We start from the raw sequence: 21,137 nt of genomic DNA, 5'->3' as shown, positions 1-21,137 counted from the left end.
TTTGACGCGTTTTCTTTACGCGAACCGGCTTCCACTTCGCTCGAAAACGCTATGCAAGTTACTCGACGACCTTCGGCACCAGAAAGAAGTGACCTTCGGTCGCGGGCGCGTTGGCAACGATATCGTCGGCGATCTCGCCGTCATTGACCAAATCCTGCCGCTTCTTCATCTGCATCGGGGTGACCGAGGTCATGGGCTCCACACCCTCGACATTGACCTCCGAGAGCTGCTCGACAAAGGCGAGCATGGCGTTGAGCTCGCCCTGCAGATGCGGAACCTCGCCCTCGGAAACCGCAATGCGCGCCAGATGCGCGATGCGGCGGACGGTAGCGGCGTCGACGGACATTATATAAGGCCTCTCACGGCAAAACCTAAGTGCCGTATAGCAGAGGCCGCTTTTGCGCCGCAACCGGCGGCGGGGACCTATCCGGCGAGAGCTTTCAGGCGAGCCAGGGCCGTTTTGGCGAGATCCCGGGTCAATTCGGCTGCCGGGACCTCGCGGCCGAGGGCGATCGCCTGTCCGGCCCAGAGATTGGTGAAATCTACCCTGCCCTGCTTTTCGGCAGCCGCCTTCAGCGGTCCCAGCGCCGTTGCGGCATGGGGAAATGGCGGCGCGTCCGGCGAAATCGGGCCGGCCTCGCGCATCAGGCGGTTCTGGACGCCGCGCGCCGGCCGCCCGGTCATGACATTGGTGATAACGGTGGAATCATCCCGCCCCTCGGCGAGCGCCGCGCGTGCCGCTGCACTGACTTTGGATTCCGGACAGCGCAGATAGGCACTCCCGATCTGCACGCCGGCCGCGCCGAGCGCGAAGGCGGCTGCAATGCCGCGGCCATCCGCAACGCCGCCGGCCGCAATCACCGGGACCTTCACCGCGTCGACCACCTGCGGCACCAGCGCGAAGGTGCCGGGCTGTTCCGAGATCTTGTCGGTCAGGAACATGCCACGATGACCGCCGGCCTCCGCGCCTTGTGCGATCACCGCGTCAGCGCCGTGCTGCTCGAGCCAGACCGCTTCCCTCACCGTGGTCGCCGAGGAGATGACGAGACATCCGGCCGCCTTGACCCGCTTGAGCAGCGCGGCCTCCGGCAGGCCGAAGTGGAAGCTGACGATCTCGGGCTTCAGCTCCTCCACGACCTCGCAGAAGCCGGCGTCGAACGGCGCGCGGTTCGCGGCATTGATGGGTGCGGCGGGATCGAGGCCATGCTCATTGTAGTAGCCCGCGAGGCGCTGCTTCCAGCGCGCCTCCGCCTCGGCTGTGAGCTCGACCGGTGTGTGGCAGAAGAAATTCATGTTCACCGGCGCGGAGACGCGCTGCCGGATGATGTTGACCTGCTCGCGTGCCTTGTCCGGCGACAGCATCGCGCTCGGTAGCGAGCCGAGCCCCCCGCCTTGCGCAACGGCGATCACCAGCTCCGCGTCCATCACGCCAGCCATCGGCGCCAGCACGATCGGGAATTCGGTCTTGAAGAGATCGATCAGTCGACGGTTCGGCCACATGGTTGTTCTCTCGCAGTTTAGGCGGACACGCTGGAATTTCGCCGGCCGGTTAGCAGTTGCTCGGCCTCGGTCGCAATCCGTTCGACGATTTCGGCGGCGGACGGAATATCATGGATCAGGCCGACAGCCTCGCCGGCAAAGACCGCGGCGACCTCGAAATTGCCCGCGGCCTTTGCCGCGGCATATTCGACGGTCACCTCGGCGGCGCGCTGCATCAGCTCGATCTCGCGGCCCGTCCAGCGCCTGATATGATCGTTGACCAGCGTTCGCGCGGTGAACGGGGCCGGCCAGAACAGGCTGCGCGACCAGTCGACGATGACGCCGCGCACCGTGTCATTGGGATCAGCGTCGCGAATGCGCTGCTTGGCTTCCTCCGCGCCATTGGCCTCCACGCTGGCATAGAAGCGCGTGCCGATCAGCACGCCGGAGGCGCCCAGCATCATCATTGCGGCCAGCCCGCGACCATCGGCAATTCCGCCGGCGGCAACCACCGGCACCCGCCCGGCCGCGAGATCGACGATCGCAGGTACGATATCGACGGTGGTGCGCGATGCGCCGTGGCCGCCGGCTTCGGTACCCTGCGCGATCAGGATGTCCGCACCGGCGTCGAGCGCCTGCTTCGCCATGTCCTCGCTCTGCACCTGGCAGATCAAGCGCACCCCGCACGTCCTGATGCGCGCTGCAAATGGCGCGGGATCGCCGAATGACAGCATGATCGCTTGCGGATTGGCGTCGAGTGCGATGTCGAGAAGTCTTGGTTTTTTTGCGAGGCTCCAGGTGATGAAGCCGATACCGAACGAAGCAGAGCCGCTCAGTTGCCTGGTCTCGGCCTCGAGCCGCTCCTGATCGCCGTAGCCACCACCCAGGATCCCGAAGCCGCCGGCCTCGCTGACCGCCCGCGTCAGCCGGCTGCCGGCGATCGTGTCCATTGGAGCCAGCAGGATCGGATGTTTGATCCCCAGGAGCTGGGTCAGCGGCGTGATGATCGGCATGGCTCCTCCGCTCTCGACACGAACATTAGTCCAGAATACCATTCTCTAAAATTGAATTCTAACGAACGCTACCATCTCAAAAGAGAAACGATATTATGGAACTCAGCGACATCCAGACCTTCGCTGCCGTCGCCCGCACCGGCGGCATCACCCGCGCGGCCGAAGAGCTCAACACGGTGCAGTCGAACGTGACCCAGCGCGTGAAGGCGCTGGAGGCGGAGATCGGTACACCGCTGTTCGAACGCCATAGCCGCGGCATGACCCTGACGGGCGCGGGCAAAAGGCTGTTGCCTTACGCGCAACGGATGTCCGCGCTCGCGCGCGAGGCCGTGCTCGCGGCCTGCGACGACGGCGAGCCCAAGGGACCGCTCGCGATCGGCTCGATGGAAACGACCGCGGCGGTGCGGCTGCCGCCGCTGCTGGCCGATTTTCATCGCCGCTTTCCCGCCGTCCGGCTGAGCCTGCGCACCGCGCCCACCGCCGACCTCGTAGCGTGCGTGCTCGAAGGCACGCTCGACGGCGCCTTCGTCGCAGGTCCGATCGCGCATGCCGATCTCACCGCGACAAGCGCGTTCCGCGAAGAGCTGGTGCTGGTCAGTGCGCGGCGCTGGGCCACGCTCGCCGAGTTGCGTGCCGGCACGCCGGAATCCGGCCCGACCGCGCTGACGTTCCGCACTGGCTGCACCTACCGGCAGCGGCTGGAACAGATCTTTGTCGAGTTCGGCTGGCCGTCAGCCGCACGCTTCGAGCTCGGCACGCTCGACGGCATGATCGGCTGTGTCGCCGCCGATATGGGTGTGACGCTGCTGCCGCGCGCCGTGGTCGAACGCAGCGCGATCAATGGCAGCGTGTCGATGCACGCGCTGAGCCATTCGCACGCGCAGGTCGAGACGCTCTTCATCCAGCGTCGTGCCGGACATCAAACCAGCGCGCTGAACGGGTTTTCCGCCTGCCTGAAGCAGGACGACGAATTCATCGCGGCCTGAGACCCCAGCGCCGCAGTGGCCCAGATCGCCTCGACCACGTCGAACGGCTAGGCCCCTTGCAGGAAGCCTTAAGCCGAACCGGGCACGCAGGACATGGCGAACAGCACCACGAACCATTGGCTGCGGTGTTCCAGGGACCAGCATCGCCGTCACGGCGAACATGCGATCCCGGCAGCCCCCGCAACTCGGTCTCCTCGACAATTCGTTCGACCCATAGTAGGGCAAGGCCATGGATTGGCGGCTTAAAGCACTTGCGTTCCGTGCGCTCGATCTCCCCGGCGGGGCTCAGGCGCACTACTTCTTGCAGCGCCACCTGGCCTCGCCGAGATGCTACGCTTGATGCTCTTGCCGGAATCGCCCGGCGCGTTGTAGCGGACTACAGTGCCGTGAGCGATGCGCTTCCTGGATCGGTCTTGGAAATCGGCGCCGGACGCGATCTGGCCGTTCCTATCGCCCTCAGGGCGCTTGGCGTGCCGAAGATCATCGCATGCGACGTCGAGCGGCTGGCGAAGCTAGATCTGATCCGGCATGCAGGAAGCAGGCTCGGCGGCAAGTTCGAGACTTGGGATGACCTTGCGCGGTCGGGGATTGAGTATCGGGCCCCTTACTATGTGAACGATGACGGAACGAAAGTGGATTGCTCCTGCTCGAACGAGGTTCTGGAGCACGTGCCGGCAGACCAGCTTGTAACCCTTCTCAAGGGATTGCGCGCCGTCACCAATGGCCTCACGACGCATTCAATCGACTATAGCGACCATTATGCCAGGTCGGACAAGTCAGTTTCGAGACTGAACTTCCTCCGCTATTCGGATGAACAGTGGCGACCGTTCAACAGTGGCAAGCAGTACGTCAATCGGCTGCGCCACAGCGACTACTTGCGACTATTCCGCGAGGCAGGATTCCAGATACGGGAAGAGAGCTCGGTGATTGGTGAGCCGCCGCCGGGCTTGGAGGTTGCAGAGCAATTCAGGCGCTATGAGCCGCCCGATCTATTCGCAATTAAGGGGCGCATCGTCGCCGTCTGAGCCGCCTTTCGTGCGGCTTTTCCATTTTGTAGCACCGCAGCGCGACGCGTGATATGCGCTAGTCCCATGCCGGCTCTTATCCTGCCTCTCGTCGATGCTGCAACCCACTGGCCGGAACGCGGCGGCTTGGTCGGCCTTGATCTGGGTACCAAGACCATTGGCGTTGCCGTGTCCAATCCGGACCGCCGGTTGGCGACCGGCGTCGAGACCATCCAGCGCAAGGCGTTCAAGCAGGATGCCGCCCGGCTGCTCGCGATTGCCAGTGAACGCAAGGCCGTCGGCTTCGTGCTCGGCCTGCCCATCAACATGGACGGCAGCGAGGGCCCGCGCGCGCAATCGACCCGGGCGTTTGCCCGCAACCTCGCTGGCCTGACCGCGCTGCCGATCGGCCTCTGGGATGAGCGTCTATCGACTGCCGCGGTCGAGCGCGAATTGATCGGCATGGACGTCAGCCGCGCCAAGCGCGCCGAAGTGATCGACGAGCACGCCGCGATCTTCATCCTGCAAGGCGCGCTCGACCGCCTCGCCAATCTGCGCGCAGCCCCGGGGCCTGACTGATCCATGGCCGTCGTGATCGCGGCGCTCCTCCCCGTCTTTATCCTGATCGTGCTCGGCGTGGTGCTAAAGCGCACGCTGATGCGGCTCGATACGCAATGGAACGGGCTGGAGCGGCTGACCTATTTCGTGCTGTTTCCGATGCTGCTGATCCAGACGCTGGTGAAGGCCGACCTGTCCAAGGTCCCGGTCGCAGGCGTCGGCGGCGCGCTGCTGCTCTCGGCGCTCGCGATGTCGCTGCTCTGCCTCGCGCTCCGCCCGGCCCTGTCGCGGCTCGATATCGACGGCCCCGCCTTCACCTCGATCTTCCAGGGCGCGATCCGCTGGCAGACCTATGTGGCGCTGTCCGTCTCCGCCAATATGTTCGGCGAGGTCGGGCTGGCGCTCGCCTCCGTCGCGATGGTGGCGATCATTCCGCTGGTCAACGTCCTCAGCGTCGCGGTGCTCGCCCACTACGCAGCGCCGAAGAAGCAATCCGCGCGCACCGTTGTCATGACGGTTGTTCGCAATCCCCTGATTTGGGCCTGCGTGATCGGCCTCGTCATCAACGTCGTCCATCTGCCGTTGCCGAAGATCTGGCATGAGGTGGCAGATGCACTTGGCCGCTCCTCGCTCGCCATCGGCCTGCTCGTCACCGGCGCCGGCCTGCATCTTGAAGGCCTGCTCCGCCCCAGCACGGGCGCCGCTATCGGCGTGGTGTTCAAGCTGGTGCTGATGCCCGTGATCGCGCTGGGGCTCGCCGTCTGGTTCGGACTGTCCGGCGACAGTCTCGCGATCGTCGCGATCTGCGCCGCGGTGCCGACCTCGACCAGCGCCTATGTGCTGGCCCGCCAGATGGGCGGCGATGCCCCGCTACTGGCGCAGATCATCACGCTGCAGACGATTTTGGCGGCGATCACGATGCCGATCGCGATCGCGCTGGTGGCCTAACTCCCCAACCACATCGTCAGCACCACCGCCGTCAGATTGTTCAGCGCATGCAGCACGATCGTGAGCCACAGTGAGTTGCTGCGATAGCGCATGTAGCCGAACCAGAGGCCGATGGAGAAGACCTCGGCGAGGAAGTACAGGTCGTATTGCAGGTGCACGACGGTCCACAGCAGCGACGACAGGATGATCGCGCCGGGGACGCGCAGGAAGCTCGCCGACCAGCCGCGGTAGAGGAAGCCGCGCGCCAAAACCTCTTCGGACATCGGCGCCGCCACGCTGAAGGCGAACAGCAGCATCACGGCGGCGTCCTTGTCACGGCCGGATTTCAACAGATCGGTCATGAAGCCCGGCGTCGCCTCGCGGCCGAGACTCCGCGACATCGTCTCCCAGGCCACCACGATCAGAATCAGCCCGACGGCGCCGAACAGGAGTTGCTTCCATGACGGCCAATACAACGCGAGATAGTCGACGAAGGACGCCTTCTTGATGCGGATGGCCAGCCACACGGCGGCCAGCGTCGCCGGCAGGCCCATCGTGACCGAAAACGCGAGCGACGCCGGCTCGCCACCGACGTGCTGCAGTGATGCGAGGTCGATAGGGTCGCGGGCGACCCAGACCAGATAGACGATGGCCCCGATCTGCCCGACGAACATGGCTGCGAAGATAGCGATGCCCCACAGCGCCGTGCCCCAGAATTTCCAGACCCGCGGCGCCGGCGTCTCGATGAGCGGAGGATGATCGGGATTGAGGGAGTCCATTAAAGCGCTTTCGTTTGAGAGGCTCACGGCAGCGCCCGCTCCAGCAGCGCGCGCACATCGCCGCTCTCGAGCTCGACCGCGCCGTACATGCTGGCGTGATTGGCGGCGAGGCGTGTGGCGGAGAACAGTTCGGCTTGGCGCGGCGACACGCCGTTGAGCGCGGCGGCGGCCGCAAGCAGCGCCAGCTTCTCGACCGCAAGGCGGGCAACGCGCTCGCCGTCCGCGCGCCGGAAGGTCTTGCCGATGAACGAGACGGCCTCGCCTGCCCCTGGCAGACCGTTCGTTTCGGCAGCAAGCGCTTGCAGCACCGCCATCGCCGCCTCCGGCTCGCGCGACAGCGCGCGCAGCACGTCGAGGCACATCACGTTGCCCGAGCCCTCCCAGATGGCGTTGACGGGAGCCTCCCGGTAGTGGCGCGCCAGAATGCCGTCCTCGACATAGCCGTTGCCGCCGAGGCATTCCATGGCTTCGTAGAGGAACGGCGGCGCGCTCTTGCAGGTCCAGTATTTGATCGCAGGCGTCAGCAGCCGCATGTAGGCGGCCTCCGCCGGATCGTACGGCGTCCGATCGAAGGCGCGACAGAGCCGCATCACCAGCGCCGTGCTCGCCTCCACATGGAGCGCCATGTCCGAGAGTACGGCTTGCATCAGCGGCTGATCGGCCAGACGTTTCTGAAACACGCTGCGGTGCCGGGCGTGATGCAGCGCGTGGGCGAGCCCCGAGCGCATCAAGCCGACCGAGGCGATCGCGCAATCCTGCCGCGTCAGTTGCACCATCTGGATGATGGTGCGGATGCCCTTGCCCTCGTCGCCGACGGCTTCCGCATAGGCACCGACGAACTCGACTTCGGACGACGCATTGGAGCGGTTGCCGAGCTTGTCCTTCAGCCGCTGGAACTGGATCGCGTTCACCGACCCATCCGGCGCGAAGCGCGGCATGAAGAAACAGGTCAGTCCCTGGTCTGCCTGGGCCAGCACCAGGAAGGCGTCGCACATCGGCGCCGACATGAACCATTTGTGGCCGGTGATGCGGTAGGCGCCTCCGTCGCGCACCGCGCGCGTCATGTTGGCGCGCACGTCGGTGCCGCCCTGCTTCTCGGTCATGCCCATGCCGAGCGTCATACCGCGCTTCTCCCACCACGGCGCAAAGCTGGGATCGTAGCTTTTCGTCGACAGCACCGGCATCACCTTGGCGAGCAGATCAGGCTGCATCGCCAGCGCCGCCACGGAGGCGCGCGTCATCGTGATCGGGCAGAGATGGCCGGTCTCGACCTGCGCGGCCATGTAGAATTTTGCCGCGCGGATGACCTCCGCGGCATCGCCCGCGGGTCTTCCATCCGCGGTCCAAGTCGAATTGTGCACGCCGGCACGGGCGCTGTGGGCCATCAGTTCATGATAGGCCGGATGAAACTCGACCTGGTCGCGCCGATTGCCCTTGGCATCGAAGGTGCGCAGCTTCGGCGTGTTCTCGTTCGCGACGCGCCCCCGATCGGCCATCGCTGCCGAGCCCCAATGCTTGCCGAACTCCGAGAGCTCCGGTTCCGCGGCCGCAGCGCCATTGGTCCTGACCGCCGCGACCAGCGGCTGGTCCGCGGCGAACAGATCGACGTCCTCGAACGGCGGTGACTGGTTGAAGACCTCGTGGGTCGCGAAGCTGGGCTGGGTCATCTCGTGTCCTCGGCGCGGAATCAGTTCCGCCGCGGCTGGATCGGGAAATCATAGGCCGCCCCTCCCGCCCCCGGCAGTGAAAAGTGCCACCACTCCTTCGCATAGTTCACAAAGCCTTGCCTCGCCATCGCAGCCACCAGCCGCTTGCGCCAGGCGCGCTGATCCGGACTGATCGTCGGTCCGGCGGTGTGCCCTTTCACGTCGGTGCAGTCATAGCCGGTGCCCATGTCGACGCTGCCCTCCGGCAGTCGCGCCTCGACCGGCGCCGTGCAATCAGCGTAGGCCTTTGACGGGTCGTATTTGCCTGAATTGTCCGCCTTGAGATCGACCAGCGTGAGATCGAGCGCCGCCCCCGTCGAATGCTGCGAGCGGCTTGCGATGTAGCCGAGGCGGAACAGCTCGGTCTTGGGAATTTTGGGATTGTAGCGCCGCTCGGCGGCCGTCTCGTGGCCGTTCTGCGACCACCTGACCATGTCGAGCGAGGCCCGCGCCGGCCGGTAGCAGTCGAACATCTTCAGCGAGAGATTTTGCGCCGCCAGTTCCTGCTGCACCGCTTTCAGCCGCAGCCCAACCTCCCGCTTCACCACGCACTCGCCGGCCCCGTAGCCGGCGAGCGGACGGCCGACGAAATTGTTCGAGGTGGCGTAGCGAATGTCCTGGATGATGCTGGGATCGATGTCGTGCAAATAGACGAAACCGCCCGGGAGCGATTGGGCGTGAACGTATGAGGTCGACAGAATTGCAACAAGCGCAGTCAGAATCGATTTGGCCAAAAGCGTTCGAACTCCCCCAGTCTCGGACGCGAGCACAAGAGCGAACTCGAAGTCACGTGGCTCGATCGCGCGAACGCTGGCGTCATTGAACCGATGAAACTTGACCAATTCGGCGAACCACGCTGCGTTTCGCTCGATCTGGCCTACGGCTGCGGCGAGAGATGCCTCGGTAGAGGTTCTGAAGCCTTTACCCGCATGCCTTTCTCGGCTTTCTGGATCGCACGCTCCGCCTCGCCCAGGGCCGAGAGAATGTCCTCGTCAACGTGGGTTGAACCGACGATCTCCGGCTTGCGATCCACCCAGAGTTTCTTCGCCAGCCATCCCGTAAGCACGGCACCTACCGTGACCCCTACCGGGAAAAGCAAGGCGATCACTTGGTTGGTGGTCATCGGAGACCTCCCAGGAAAACGTGTCCAGCCAAGTGTACGGCGAAACCGAACACGACGCAAACCGCACCGATCCCAATCAATAGACCGTTGTCCGTGCCTGGCGGCAGAATGTTGAAGATGAACTGAGCCGCGGGCACGAAGGTTCCGGCCGTCATGATGGCTGCAGCCAATGTATTGAGCCAGTTGGCAATGAGATTGAGGTGTTCGTTGCGGGATATCGTCGGACGTCATTGATTGCGTATCCAGCTCGCTTTTGGATTGCTGAACATATCCGAGAAACCCAAAAGATGTAGGGCCTCAGGATCGAAATACAGGGCCATCCTGCTTGGGCCATAACTGCCTCGGCAGGTCACCGGCGTGCGATGGCACTCCGGATTTGCCGATTGCGCTGCTCTTGCTTCGCCTCGCCTTGGACTGACGACGAGGTACAGATCGGGGGATAACTCCCCGCCCCGGCATTGGCCCTTGCCCCCCCGGCCATCCCCGCCTATAGCTCTCGCTTTAATGACATCGAAATCGACCTTCGTCCTCGGTCACCGGCATTTGCTGGGCATCGAGGGCCTTTCCGCGGCCGACATCACCGGCCTCCTCGACCTGTCCGAAGAATATGTCGAGCTCAACCGCCAGGTTGACAAGAAGCGCACCGTCCTGCGTGGACGGACGCAGGTAAACCTCTTCTTCGAGGCTTCCACCCGGACCCAATCCTCGTTCGAGCTCGCCGGCAAACGGCTGGGCGCCGACGTCATGAACATGTCGGTGTCATCCTCGTCCATCAAAAAGGGCGAGACGCTGGTCGACACCGCCATGACGCTCAACGCCATGCACCCGGATATCCTGGTGGTGCGCCATCACGCCTCCGGCGCGGTGGAACTGCTGGCCCGCAAGGTCGACGGTTCCGTGATCAATGCCGGCGACGGCGCGCATGAGCATCCGACACAAGCCCTGCTCGACGCGCTGACCATCCGCCGCAACAAGGGCCGGCTCGAGGGCCTCGTGGTCGCGATCTGCGGCGACGTGCTGCATTCGCGCGTCGCCCGCTCCAACATCATCCTGCTCAACGCGATGGGCGCCCGCGTCCGCGTCGTCGGCCCCTCCACGCTGCTGCCGCCCGGCATCGAGCGGATGGGCGTCGAGGTCGCGCGCGACATGCGCGAGGGGCTCAACGGCGCCGACATCGTCATGATGCTGCGGCTCCAGCGCGAGCGCATGAACGGCTCCTTCGTGCCGTCGACCTCCGAGTATTTCCATTATTTCGGGCTGGACCAGAAGAAGCTCGCCTACGCCAAGCCAGACGCCCTCGTCATGCATCCCGGCCCCATGAACCGCGGCGTCGAGATCGACACTGCGGTCGCTGACGGCGCGCAGTCCCTGATCCGCGAACAGGTGGAAATGGGCGTGGCCGTGCGCATGGCGGTGCTGGAAGCGCTCGCCCGCAACCTGCCGAACGCGTGATGCTCATGTTGACCGACCGCCGACCCATCCTGCTCGCCAATGCCCGCGTCGTCGATCCCTCCCGGGATTTCGATGGCCCCGGCGACGTCCTGATTGCCGACGGCATCATCCGCGAGACCCGCCGCGGCATTGGCGCTGCCGGCGTCCCCGAGGGCACCGATGTCGTCAACTGCGCCGGCAAGATCGTCGCACCCGGCCTGATCGACATGCGCGCCTTCGTCGGCGAGCCCGGCTTCAGCCATCGCGAGACCTTTGCCTCCGCGAGCCAGGCGGCTGCGACCGGCGGCATCACCACCATCATCTGCCAGCCTGATACCTTGCCGGTGATCGACAACTCGGCGACCGTCGACTTCGTGATGCGTCGCGCCCGTGACACCGCGATCGTCAACATCCAGCCGATGGCGGCGCTGACGAAGGGCATGCACGGCGAGGAGATGACCGAGTTCGGCCTCCTCAAGGCAGCCGGCGCGATCGCCTTCAGCGACTGCGACAAAAGCGTGATCAATGCGCAGGTGATGCGCCGCGCGTTGACCTACGCGCGCGATTTCGACGCGCTGATCGTGCACTACACCGAGGATCGCGATCTCGTCGGCGAAGGCGTGATGAACGAGGGCGAGTTCGCCTCGCGGCTCGGCCTGATGGGCATCCCGAACGCGGCGGAGGCCGTGATGCTGGAGCGCGACATGCGCCTGGTCGCGCTGACAGGCGGCCGCTATCACGCGGCGTCGCTGACCTGCATCGAGTCGCTCGAAATCCTCCGGCGCGCCCGCGACGCCGGCCTCGCCGTGACCGCCTCGGCCTCGATCAACCACCTTGCGCTGAACGAGAACGACATCGGCCCTTACCGTTCGTTCCTGAAGCTGTCGCCGCCGCTGCGCACCGAGGACGACCGCCGCGCGCTGGTCGCCGCCGTCGCCTCCGGCCTCGTCGACGTCATCATGTCCGACCACAATCCACAGGACGTCGAGGTCAAGCGCCTGCCTTTCGCGGAAGCAGCCCCCGGCGCCATCGGGCTGGAGACCATGCTCCCGGCGGGCCTTCGCCTCGTGCACAATGACGAGTTGGACCTCAAGACGCTGATCCGGGCGATGTCGACCCGGCCGGCCGAGATTTTGGGATTGCCTGGCGGAACCCTGCGCACTGGCAGCCCCGCCGACGTCATCGTGATCGACCCCGATGTGCCCTGGGTGGTCGATCCCGCCGACCTCAAATCGCCCTGCAAGAACACGCCTTTCGACGAGGCCCGCTTTACAGGCCGCGTGGTGCGCACCATTGTCGGCGGACGGACGGTGTACGAGCATGTCTGACGTGCGGAGCTGCAGCCAGGGAATTTGCAGACATGGAATTTGCAGACATGGCGCTTGAATTGTTTCTGCCGGTGGCTTTCGTCATCGGCTACCTGCTCGGCTCGATTCCGTTCGGGCTGATCCTGACGAAACTCGCCGGTACGCAGGATATTCGCTCGATCGGCTCCGGCAGCATCGGCGCCACCAACGTGCTGCGCACGGGGCGCAAGGGCCTTGCCGCCGCAACCCTGCTGTTCGATGCGCTCAAGGGCACCGTGGCGGTGGTGATCGCCGGCTACATCGCCGGTCCCAATGCCGCGATGCTGGCCGGGCTCGGCGCCTTCCTCGGCCATCTCTTCCCGGTCTGGCTCAAGTTCCGCGGCGGCAAGGGTGTCGCCGTCTATATCGGCATCATGCTCGGGCTGTTCTGGCCGGCCGCACTGGTGTTCTGCCTGCTCTGGTTGGCGACCGCCTTTACCGCCCGCTATTCCTCGCTCTCGGCCCTGGTGGCCTCGTTCATCACCCCGCTGTTCCTGTTGTGGTTCGGCCAGCCCGCACTCGCCGCACTGGCGGCGGTGCTGACGCTGCTGCTGTTCTACGCTCATCGCGAGAACATCAAGCGGCTGCAATCGGGCAAGGAAAGCCGGATCGGCGAGAAGGCATAAGCCGGGAAACCACGGATACCGCGGCACCCCTTCTGCATTATATCGCAAATGGTGTTCGCAACTTGCAGCCGAATCACGGCTGTATGGACGAACGGGTTCCAGGCCTTGGCCCTGATCGTGGGCATGGCTCTACGCGGTTGCTCAGAATGAGCGAGAAGATTGTCAGCGCGCAAGAGGATGGCGATTTGCGAGGTGCTACCTGCACCGCGGCAAGCCGGCTGCTCTCGACGACGGATATCTGGTCTAGTGCGCCCTCGCCGGTTCCTGCTCCCAAGCCTGTGCCCGTTTCGCCACCGACGCCGCAGCCTGCTCGCATCGCGCAAGCTCCTCTGACTGTCGAGGCCGTGACCGGCGCGGCGCCAGTTGCGTCCGCGCGGCCCCGCGCCAACCCATGGCCGCCGCAAAAATTGTCGCTAGCGCTCCAGGGCGGCGGCACCTTCGCCGCTTTCACTTGGGGCGTGCTAGAGCGGCTGCTGGAAGAGCCATCGATCGCGATCGACACCATCAGCGGCGCCAGTGCCGGCGCGATCAACGCGCTGCTGCTCGCTTCCGGTTTCGCCGAGGGCGGCCGCGAAGGCGCGCGCGCGCGGCTGAACCGGTTCTGGATCCGGCTGATGCACGAGGCCTCGTTCCGATCGCTGATGCTGATCGGCGGTTTCTCGCCGGCGGGAAGCTCGGTCGCGTTCGGCCCGACGCTACGCTCCGGCCAGTTCGATCCGTTCGATCTCGATCCGCTGCGGCAGGCGCTGTCGCGCGACATCAACTTTTCCGCCTTGCGCGACCCCCGCTGCCCTAAGCTTCTGATCGCGGCGACCCGGATCCGCGATGGGCAGCAGCAGATCTTCCGCAATGACGCCATCACGGCCGACGTCGCGCTGGCCTCGACCTGCCCACCTTTGGTTCATTGCGCGGTGGAGATCGACGGCGAGGCTTATTGGGACGGCGGCCTCGGCGGCAATCCGCCCCTGCTGCGGCTCGTGCAGGACACGACGAGCACCGAAATCCTGCTGGTCCAGGTCACGCCAGCGCGTGACAGCTACGTGCCGATCACGCTCGCCGCGATCGACCGCAGGCTGGACCAGATCGCGGCCAACGCCGCCCTCAATGCCGAGATCGCGGCGATGGAATGGGCGCAATCGCAGGCCGCATCGTCGCTGCGGCTCTCCAGGATCGCCGCGGAAGATTTCGTCGACGGCCTGGCGCAGCGCTCGTCCACCGATCTCGGCCGCGGTTTCATTCGCGCGCTTCACCGCAGCGGCCGCGAGGCCGCCGGGCGCTGGCTCAAGCAAGGTACCGACCACAGCGCAGCGCCGGCCGCATCCGGCCAGCGCATCGTTGCCCTCGAACCTGCCTAGCCTGATCTCGCCAGCGCCTGCTCCAGGAACCACGCCGTCGCCAGCGCATGCGCGTCGTTGCCGAAGCGCGCGATCACCTGCACGCCGATCGGCAGGCCATTGGCCTTGAGCACCGGCACGTTGACGCAAGGGTTGCCCATCAGCGTCCAGAGCCGGTTGTAGCGGGGGTCGCCGGTGCTCGCGAGCTCCTTGGCCGGCGGCGTGCCCGGCGCCGAATAGGTCAGCAGCACGTCGAACCCCTCGAACAACTCGCCAAGCTCGCGGCGACCGCGGCGGCTGACCCGGCGTGCGTCGTCATAGTCCTTGGGTGTGAGACCGACCGTCGCATCGAGACTGGCGCGCAGCATCGGCGCGATCTCGTCGTGCCGTTCGGAAAATTCCCAGGCGAGCGCGCGATGCGCCTCGAAGTCCTGAATAATCGGATGGATGCGCCAGGCCTCCTGCACCGCTTCCGGCAGATCGATAGTCTGCACGCTGGCGCCGGCCCGCGTCGCCGCCTTGATCGCGGCTTGCAGCCCCTCCTCGGCGGCCGGCTCCACGTCGCCAGCGAACTCCTGCCTGATAACGCCGATGCGCGGCGCCTTCGCCGGGACGATGCCGGCGAATTCGGTGCGGCCGGTCATCGCCAGCAGTCCGCGCGCGAGATCTTCCGCGCGCGCGCCGAACAGGCCGACCGTGTCGAGCGCCCACGAATAGCATTTGACGCCGACCGTCGGCAGCATCCGGAACGACGGCTTGATCGCGGCGGTGCCGCAATAGGCGGCGGGCCGGATCACCGAGCCGCCGGTCTGGGTGCCCAGCGCCAGCGGGATCATGCCGGCACCGACGGCCGCGGCCGAGCCCGAGGACGAGCCGCCCGGCGTATGCCCGAGATTGTGCGGATTGAGCGTCGGGGTCGGATCGCGCGAGGCGAACGCCGTGGTCGTGGTCTTGCCGATGATTGTGGCGCCTGCCCGCTTCAGCATCATCACCACAGGCGCGTCCGCGCGCGGCTGCCAGCCGCGATAGATCGATGATCCCATCTCGGTCGGAAAATCGGCGGTGTCGATGATGTCCTTGATCCCGACCGCGATACCGCGCAGCGGCCCGGCGCTTTGCGCCTTCGCGGATTTGTCGTGACGGACAAAGGCGTGAACGTCCTTCTCCCGCGCCTCGATGGCCGCATGCGATTGCGCGATGGCGGCCTCAGGCGAAAGCTCGCCTGCTTCGATGCGGCGCTGGAGATCGGCAAGTGAGATCATGGCAATACCCTTCTTATTGGGATCGCTTTTAGCATCGGGGCAAGGTCGCGCAAGCGTACGCAGCTGTTGCCCACGCCCTCAGGTTGTTCCATGCTGCGCCTGCAAGGAGCTGCCGTGGACGCCATCAATCCCAGCGTAGAGCTGACCGAAGCCGACAGGATCGACCGCCTGCGGCTGATCCGGTCCGACAATGTCGGGCCGCGCACCTTCCGGTCGCTGGTCGATCATTTCGGCACGGCGCGCGCGGCGCTGGAGCGGCTGCCGGATCTCGCACGCCGCGGCGGTGCGCAGCGATCGGCGCGCATCTGTAGCGCCGAGGAGGCGAAGGCCGAGCTCGCCGCGAGCCGCAAGTTTGGAATTGCCTGGCTCGCGCCCGGCGAGGACGGCTATCCGGCGCGGCTGGCAACGCTCGACGATGCGCCGCCGCTGCTCGCCGTGCGCGGCGACAATGCCACGCTGATGCGGCCGATGATCGCGATGGTCGGCTCGCGCAACGCCTCTGGTGCAGGCTTGAAATTCGCCGGTCAGCTCGCCCGCGAGCTCGGCGAGGCCGGCTTTGTCGTCATCTCCGGCCTTGCCCGCGGCGTCGACCAGGCCGCGCACCGCGCCAGTGTCGAGAGCGGCACCATCGCCGTGCTCGCCGGCGGACATGATTGCATCTATCCGCCCGAGCATGGCGATCTGCTCGCAGCGATCCTCGATCGCAAGGGTGCTGCGATCTCCGAGATGCCGCTCGGCCATGAGCCGCGCGCCCGCGACTTCCCCCGCCGCAACCGGCTGATCTCGGGCGCCGCGCTCGGCGTGGTCGTGGTGGAGGCGGCGCACCGCTCGGGCTCGCTGATCACCGCGCGCATGGCCGCCGAACAGGGCCGCGAAGTGTTCGCGGTGCCCGGCTCGCCGCTCGATCCGCGCGCCGCCGGCACCAATGATCTGATCAAGCAGGGCGCGACGCTCGTCACCGAAGCCGCCGACGTCGTCAACGCCGTCGCACCGATCATGGAGCGGCCGCTGATGCGCACCGCGAACGAGCCCGACAGCGAGCCGTTCGAAAGCGATCCGCAAGGACACGACCGCGACCAGATCACCGGCCTGCTCGGCCCTGCCCCTGTCACGATCGACGATCTCGTGCGGATGTCCGGCGCCTCGCCTGCCATCGTGCGCACCGTGCTCTTGGAGCTCGAGCTCGCCGGCCGGCTCGAACGCCACGGCGGTGGCTTGGTCTCGCTGCTTTAAGGAGAGTTCCGCTCGTCGAAGCGCGTGCGCGCCGAGGCGATCTGCTGCTGATGCGTGATCGCCCATTCGCCAAGTGCCCTCACCGGCTGTTGCAATCCGCGGCCGAGATCGGTCAGCTCGTAATCCACCCGCGGCGGAATGGTCGGGAAGATCGTGCGTGTGACCAGGCCGTCACGTTCGAGCCCGCGCAGCGTCAGGGTCAGCATCCGCTGCGAAATGCCGTTGATCATGCGCTTGAGCTCGTTGAAGCGCTTGGGCCCGTCACTCAGCATCATGATCACGAACACGCTCCATTTGTCGCCGACGCGCGCGAGGATCGAGGCGACGCCACGGCAGTCGGCGTGGTCGCGATCCGGCATCGGCGTGGCAGGCAAATCGATGTGCGCAGGTTTCAAAGATGTGCCCATGGCTCAAAAAGGTGCGTTCTTGCGGGGATTTCGATAGTCACTCATGTAGTTCTGGTTACAAACTTATACCAGGGTGATCCCGAATGAAACTCCTCCATCTCGACGCCAGCGTGCTCGGCCCCCACTCCGTTTCCCGGCAGGTCTCCGCCGCCATCGTCGACCGTCTCAGGCAGGCGACGCCATCGCTCGACCTCGTGTATCGCGACCTGACGCAGAGCCCGCTCGCCCATCTCTCCGGCTCGCATCTGGCGGCCGCGCAAGGCGCGCCTGCGCCGGCGGAACTCGGCCCCGACCTCGCCGCCAGCAAGGCCGCGCTGGACGAGTTTCTTGCGGCGGACATCGTCGTGATCGGCGCGCCCATGTACAATTTCACCATTCCGAGCCAGCTCAAGGCCTGGATCGACCGGGTCCTGGTGGCGGGGAAGACGTTCAGCTACGGCGCCAATGGCCCACAGGGCCTTGCCGGCGGCAAGCGCGTGATCTTCGCGATCTCGCGCGGGGGCTATTACGGCGCGGGCACGCCCGCCGCATCGTTGGAGCACCTCGAAAGCTATCTGCGCGGCGTGTTCGGTTTCATGGGCATCCATCATCCCGAATTCATCACCGCCGACGGCATCCAGGTCGGGCCGGAGCATCGCGAGAAGTCGCTCGCAAGCGCGCTTGAGGCGGCAACCAGCCTGCGCGCGGCCTGAGGCAACGCCCACATCATCAGCCGCCGCAACATTGCCTGCGGCGGCTGATCGACCGGTGCGCGATCGGCGAAGCTAAAACCAGGAGCCCTGAATGCCGAGGATGACGGCGACGAGGGAAACGAACAGGCCGATGCCTGAGAAAAGAGCGACCCCGATGAACTCGGAGGTGTCGGAACGCTTGGCGGGAATGGTGGAGTTTTCGGTGTAAATACGCGGTGCTGAAATCGGGGAAGTAATACGAGCTGCCTTTGGCATATCGGGCTCCCTTGAAAATGAGTCTTCGTGACCCCCTGCCCGTAAAAGTGTCTTGGCAGCGCAAGCGAAGGTTCAACGCCTCACGCAAGGTTCAGAAAATACAGCTCGCGAGACGTGGGAACCGGCCGGCGCAACCACTCGCCGCTGCGCCGACCGATTCAATTTGCACCAAGATTGATCAGCCGCGATAGATCGGCGCGCCGCTCGGCGAGGCAACCGCGCCGCCGTCGACGAAGATTTCCTCGCCCTGCACATGGGCGGAATCGTCGGAGGCGAGGAACAGCACGGTCTTCGCGACGTGATCTGTTTCACCAATGCGCCCCAGCGGCGTCGTCAGCGCGATCCGCTTCTCGAACGCCTTCTCGGCTTCCGGTGTTGCGGTCGCAGGTCCCCAGATCGGTGTGCGGATCGCACCCGGCGCGACCACGTTGACGCGAATGCCGCGCGGAGACAGTTCAGATGCCATGATCCGCGCCATCGCCCGCACGCCGGCCTTGGCGGCGCCATACGCCGAATAGCCGGGAATGCCGAGCACGGAGATCACCGAGCCGCTGAGGATGATCGAAGCGTTGTCGTTGAGATAAGGCAGCGCGGACTGCACGGTGAAGAACACGCCGGTCAGATTGGTGCTGATGACCTTCTCGAAGACCTCCAGCGTGGCCGACCCCAGCGGCGTACCGCCGGCGATGCCGGCATTGGCGAACACGACGTCGAACTTGCCGAACTTTCCGGCGCCCTTCTTGATCGCAGCTTCGGTCGCGGCAATGTCGGTGGCGTCGGCGGTCAGCGCGAGCGCGTTCGGCCCGAGCTCGTTCGCGGCCGCCTCGAGCGTCTCCTTGTTGCGCCCGGTGATCACCACTTTGGCGCCCTCGGCCACGAACAGCTTTGCCGTTGCCAGTCCAATGCCGCTATTGCCGCCGGTGATCAGGGCCGTCTTGTTCTTCAGTCTCACGTTCGCCTCCAGTGGTTGCATCATAAAACTATGATTGCCATCTAGGCTATGTGGTTTTAATATGCAACCACACGAGCGCGTGAACGGCGACTGGACCGTGCGATCGCGAAAGGACCCGACCATGGTGAAACGAACGAGCTTCGAGGGCGACGCCTGCCCGATTGCACGCTCGCTGGAAGCGATCGGCGACCGGTGGTCCCTGCTGATCATCCGCGAGGCGCTGTTCGGCCTGCGCCGCTTCGGCGAGTTTCAGAGTAAGCTAGGCATGGCCAAGAACATCTTGTCGGCCCGGCTGGGCTCACTCGTGGACCACGGCATTTTAGCAACCGCCCCGGCGTCCGACGGCAGCGCCTATCAGGAATATGTGCTGACGCCGAAGGGCCGCGGCGTCTTCCCGGTGTTGGTAGCGCTGCGCCAATGGAGCGAGGAATTCGACGATCGCCCGTCGGAGATCGCGACCATCCTGGTCGATCGCGAGAGAGGCCGCCCGGTGAAGAAGCTCGAGTTGCGCGCCGAGGACGGGCGGCTGCTTAGGCAAGCCGATACCACGCTGAAGCCGCGGCCCGCGCCGCGACGGCGGTCGGCCTAGTAACGTCGAACTGCCACCAGCCCGTCATTGCGAGCGCAGCGAAGCAATCCAGACTGCCACCGCGGAAAGACTCTGGATTGCTTCGCTGCGCTCGCAATGACGGCGTGGCGGGACTTGTACAAGACATCGACAGCGTCAAAGATGGCGAGGTCCCACCAAAGTGGCACCACCATGCCCCTGCTCGCCATCGTCTATTTTTCCATCTCAGGCACCACCGAGAAGCTGGCGCATGCGGTTGCGCGCGGAGCGGATGGCAAGGCGGAGGTCTCGCTATGTCGCATCACCGGCGGCGACATCGTGTCAGGCCGCTTCCAGAATGAGAGCTTACTGGAGACGATCGACCGCGCCGACGCAGTTGCATTTGGCAGCCCGACCTATATGGGCGGACCAGCCGCTCAATTCAAAGCGTTTGCCGATGCTTCAAGCGATCGATGGAGCCGGCAACAATGGGCCAACATGTTCGCAGCCGGGTTCACCACCGGCGCCTGCGCAGGCGGCGATCAACTCCACACACTGACCTACTTTTCCATTCTGGCCGCGCAGCACGGCATGCTCTGGTGCGGACTGGATATTCCGGGTGGGGAGGATCCGAGTGGCCGCAATCGGTTGGGCAGCCAGCTTGGCCTTGCGACGCATCTGGTCGACAGCGTCTTGCCTCAGACCGACCTCAGCACGGCCGAATATCTCGGTCAGCGATTGGCCAAAATGGCAAGCCGCAACGGCTAACCTCACCCGTCATTGCGAGCGTAGCGCCTATCAGGCGCATGTGCTGACGGAAAAGGTCCGCGGTACCTTCCCGACGCGGATACCACGTTGAAGCCGCGGCCGCCGCCGCGGCGGCGGTCAGCGGGTGCGCGCCATCTCTCCAACGTCGTCCTGGCGAAAGCCAGGACCCATTATCCCAAGCAGGAGTTTGGCGAAGACTCGTCACCCGGAATTCGCACCGCACTCAGGTCGATAGACCTCGCGGTATGGGTCCTGGCTTTCGCCAGGACGACTCGGAGAGAGAGACAGCGTAATCGATTCCGCTCGGCATCCCCCCTTCACGACAGCTTGCGCTTGCTCCGCAGCCGCAGATGCTCGTCGGCCTCCAGCTTGGTCATTCCCAGGAGATAGTGCAGCACGTCGAGCTTGTGCCGCTCGGCCAGCTTGCGCAGCGCCCCGACCTGCTCGGCGATGAAGGCGACCGCCTCCTCGACGCCGCCCTCCCCCGGTTCCTCGTGACGCGAGCCTCCCGCCTCGCGCGATGCGGCGCCGGCCCGTTTCTTTCCTGGCTTAGTCACCAGCCCCCACCCGAATCCATGCCCCCTAGAAACATTACGCCGACATCGGCCGCAACTCAAAGGTGGTATTTTGCAACTTTCTCGATATGAAACTTTTCCCATCGGGATAGCTTTCAACACCCCTCGATTTGACAGCGAGGGCCTCACCACCC

At 65.3% G+C, this 21,137-nt stretch carries 24 protein-coding genes; 12 read left to right on the top strand and 12 right to left on the bottom strand.

What is annotated here, in order from left to right; genetic code table 11:
- Positions 1–58: 58 nt before the first annotated feature.
- The 3 genes from gatC to ABIB80_RS24285 form a co-directional block, all read right to left on the bottom strand.
- Positions 59–346, bottom strand: a complete 288-nt coding sequence (gene gatC / locus ABIB80_RS24295) for an Asp-tRNA(Asn)/Glu-tRNA(Gln) amidotransferase subunit GatC (protein ID WP_007603335.1) — start codon at positions 344–346, stop codon at positions 59–61.
- A 77-nt stretch (positions 347–423) separates the two neighbouring features.
- Positions 424–1,500 carry an NAD(P)H-dependent flavin oxidoreductase gene (locus tag ABIB80_RS24290; protein ID WP_219684734.1) on the bottom strand — a complete coding sequence of 359 codons (1,077 nt, stop codon included), beginning with the start codon at positions 1,498–1,500 and terminating at the stop codon, positions 424–426.
- Positions 1,501–1,517: 17 nt separating this feature from the next.
- Complete coding sequence (locus ABIB80_RS24285) at positions 1,518–2,492, bottom strand: NAD(P)H-dependent flavin oxidoreductase (protein WP_219684735.1); 975 nt, start codon at positions 2,490–2,492, stop codon at positions 1,518–1,520.
- A 95-nt stretch (positions 2,493–2,587) separates the two neighbouring features.
- Between ABIB80_RS24285 and ABIB80_RS24280 the strand changes: the two genes are divergently transcribed.
- The 4 genes from ABIB80_RS24280 (at position 2,588) to ABIB80_RS24265 (ending at position 5,988) form a co-directional block, all read left to right on the top strand.
- A complete protein-coding gene (locus ABIB80_RS24280) occupies positions 2,588–3,478 on the top strand; it encodes a LysR family transcriptional regulator (protein ID WP_219684736.1) in 891 nt (296 codons plus the stop codon).
- Positions 3,479–3,864: 386 nt separating this feature from the next.
- Positions 3,865–4,503 (top strand): hypothetical protein, encoded by a 639-nt coding sequence (locus ABIB80_RS24275; RefSeq protein WP_219684737.1) that lies wholly within the window; start codon positions 3,865–3,867, stop codon positions 4,501–4,503.
- A gap of 66 nt (positions 4,504–4,569) precedes the next feature.
- The gene (ruvX, locus tag ABIB80_RS24270) at positions 4,570–5,061 is read left to right on the top strand and encodes a Holliday junction resolvase RuvX (protein WP_007603328.1); all 492 of its coding nucleotides are present in this window, start codon (positions 4,570–4,572) and stop codon (positions 5,059–5,061) included.
- Positions 5,062–5,064: 3 nt separating this feature from the next.
- On the top strand, positions 5,065–5,988 hold the full coding sequence (locus tag ABIB80_RS24265; RefSeq protein WP_007603326.1) for an AEC family transporter: 924 nt from the start codon (positions 5,065–5,067) through the stop codon (positions 5,986–5,988).
- Here the strand turns inward: ABIB80_RS24265 and ABIB80_RS24260 are convergent.
- The 4 genes from ABIB80_RS24260 to ABIB80_RS24245 all read right to left on the bottom strand — a co-directional run bounded on the left by ABIB80_RS24260 (position 5,985) and on the right by ABIB80_RS24245 (position 9,575).
- Positions 5,985–6,746 carry a CPBP family intramembrane glutamic endopeptidase gene (locus ABIB80_RS24260; RefSeq protein WP_354128567.1) on the bottom strand — a complete coding sequence of 254 codons (762 nt, stop codon included), beginning with the start codon at positions 6,744–6,746 and terminating at the stop codon, positions 5,985–5,987. The genes ABIB80_RS24265 and ABIB80_RS24260 overlap by 4 nt on opposite strands.
- Before the next feature lie 23 nt (positions 6,747–6,769).
- Positions 6,770–8,413: an acyl-CoA dehydrogenase family protein gene (locus ABIB80_RS24255; protein WP_354128566.1), complete on the bottom strand. Its 1,644-nt coding sequence runs from the start codon at positions 8,411–8,413 to the stop codon at positions 6,770–6,772.
- A 20-nt stretch (positions 8,414–8,433) separates the two neighbouring features.
- On the bottom strand, positions 8,434–9,186 hold the full coding sequence (locus tag ABIB80_RS24250; protein WP_051058558.1) for a M15 family metallopeptidase: 753 nt from the start codon (positions 9,184–9,186) through the stop codon (positions 8,434–8,436).
- 143 nt (positions 9,187–9,329) lie between these two features.
- A complete protein-coding gene (locus ABIB80_RS24245) occupies positions 9,330–9,575 on the bottom strand; it encodes a hypothetical protein (RefSeq protein WP_007603317.1) in 246 nt (81 codons plus the stop codon).
- A gap of 504 nt (positions 9,576–10,079) precedes the next feature.
- Between ABIB80_RS24245 and ABIB80_RS24240 the strand changes: the two genes are divergently transcribed.
- From ABIB80_RS24240 to ABIB80_RS24225, 4 genes are all read left to right on the top strand, one after another.
- Positions 10,080–11,027: an aspartate carbamoyltransferase catalytic subunit gene (locus ABIB80_RS24240; protein WP_007603315.1), complete on the top strand. Its 948-nt coding sequence runs from the start codon at positions 10,080–10,082 to the stop codon at positions 11,025–11,027.
- Positions 11,028–11,032: 5 nt separating this feature from the next.
- Entirely contained in the window at positions 11,033–12,334 is a 1,302-nt protein-coding gene (locus ABIB80_RS24235; RefSeq protein WP_219684747.1) for a dihydroorotase, read from the top strand.
- A gap of 47 nt (positions 12,335–12,381) precedes the next feature.
- A complete protein-coding gene (gene plsY / locus ABIB80_RS24230) occupies positions 12,382–12,978 on the top strand; it encodes a glycerol-3-phosphate 1-O-acyltransferase PlsY (protein WP_219684748.1) in 597 nt (198 codons plus the stop codon).
- 146 nt (positions 12,979–13,124) lie between these two features.
- Positions 13,125–14,333, top strand: a complete 1,209-nt coding sequence (locus ABIB80_RS24225) for a patatin-like phospholipase family protein (protein WP_354128565.1) — start codon at positions 13,125–13,127, stop codon at positions 14,331–14,333.
- On the opposite strand, the gene ABIB80_RS24220 is transcribed toward ABIB80_RS24225, so the two are convergent.
- Positions 14,330–15,574: an amidase gene (locus ABIB80_RS24220; RefSeq protein ID WP_219684742.1), complete on the bottom strand. Its 1,245-nt coding sequence runs from the start codon at positions 15,572–15,574 to the stop codon at positions 14,330–14,332. The genes ABIB80_RS24225 and ABIB80_RS24220 overlap by 4 nt on opposite strands.
- Positions 15,575–15,664: 90 nt before the next feature.
- Here ABIB80_RS24220 and dprA point away from each other — a divergent pair, with 90 nt between their 5' ends.
- On the top strand, positions 15,665–16,807 hold the full coding sequence (gene dprA / locus ABIB80_RS24215) for a DNA-processing protein DprA (protein WP_354128564.1): 1,143 nt from the start codon (positions 15,665–15,667) through the stop codon (positions 16,805–16,807).
- On the opposite strand, the gene ABIB80_RS24210 is transcribed toward dprA, so the two are convergent.
- Positions 16,804–17,214 carry a winged helix-turn-helix transcriptional regulator gene (locus tag ABIB80_RS24210; protein WP_219684744.1) on the bottom strand — a complete coding sequence of 137 codons (411 nt, stop codon included), beginning with the start codon at positions 17,212–17,214 and terminating at the stop codon, positions 16,804–16,806. The genes dprA and ABIB80_RS24210 overlap by 4 nt on opposite strands.
- Before the next feature lie 83 nt (positions 17,215–17,297).
- Between ABIB80_RS24210 and ABIB80_RS24205 the strand changes: the two genes are divergently transcribed.
- Entirely contained in the window at positions 17,298–17,906 is a 609-nt protein-coding gene (locus ABIB80_RS24205) for an FMN-dependent NADH-azoreductase (RefSeq protein ID WP_354128563.1), read from the top strand.
- Positions 17,907–17,978: 72 nt separating this feature from the next.
- On the opposite strand, the gene ABIB80_RS24200 is transcribed toward ABIB80_RS24205, so the two are convergent.
- Both ABIB80_RS24200 and ABIB80_RS24195 read right to left on the bottom strand, forming a co-directional pair.
- The gene (locus ABIB80_RS24200; protein ID WP_007603307.1) at positions 17,979–18,161 is read right to left on the bottom strand and encodes a hypothetical protein; all 183 of its coding nucleotides are present in this window, start codon (positions 18,159–18,161) and stop codon (positions 17,979–17,981) included.
- A gap of 178 nt (positions 18,162–18,339) precedes the next feature.
- Positions 18,340–19,113 carry an SDR family oxidoreductase gene (locus tag ABIB80_RS24195; RefSeq protein ID WP_219684745.1) on the bottom strand — a complete coding sequence of 258 codons (774 nt, stop codon included), beginning with the start codon at positions 19,111–19,113 and terminating at the stop codon, positions 18,340–18,342.
- A gap of 121 nt (positions 19,114–19,234) precedes the next feature.
- On the opposite strand from ABIB80_RS24195, the gene ABIB80_RS24190 reads away from it, so the two are divergent.
- Both ABIB80_RS24190 and ABIB80_RS24185 read left to right on the top strand, forming a co-directional pair.
- Positions 19,235–19,702 (top strand): winged helix-turn-helix transcriptional regulator, encoded by a 468-nt coding sequence (locus ABIB80_RS24190; RefSeq protein WP_354128562.1) that lies wholly within the window; start codon positions 19,235–19,237, stop codon positions 19,700–19,702.
- Positions 19,703–19,873: 171 nt separating this feature from the next.
- Positions 19,874–20,428 (top strand): flavodoxin family protein, encoded by a 555-nt coding sequence (locus ABIB80_RS24185; RefSeq protein ID WP_219684943.1) that lies wholly within the window; start codon positions 19,874–19,876, stop codon positions 20,426–20,428.
- A gap of 317 nt (positions 20,429–20,745) precedes the next feature.
- Here the strand turns inward: ABIB80_RS24185 and ABIB80_RS24180 are convergent, their stop codons facing one another.
- Positions 20,746–20,985: a hypothetical protein gene (locus ABIB80_RS24180; protein WP_354128561.1), complete on the bottom strand. Its 240-nt coding sequence runs from the start codon at positions 20,983–20,985 to the stop codon at positions 20,746–20,748.
- Between the last annotated feature and the right edge of the window lie 152 nt (positions 20,986–21,137).

It is taken from the genome of Bradyrhizobium sp. i1.15.2, from assembly GCF_040548425.1.
GTDB classification, from domain to species: domain Bacteria; phylum Pseudomonadota; class Alphaproteobacteria; order Rhizobiales; family Xanthobacteraceae; genus Bradyrhizobium; species Bradyrhizobium canariense.
This window is presented reverse-complemented; position numbering and strand designations above follow the sequence as displayed.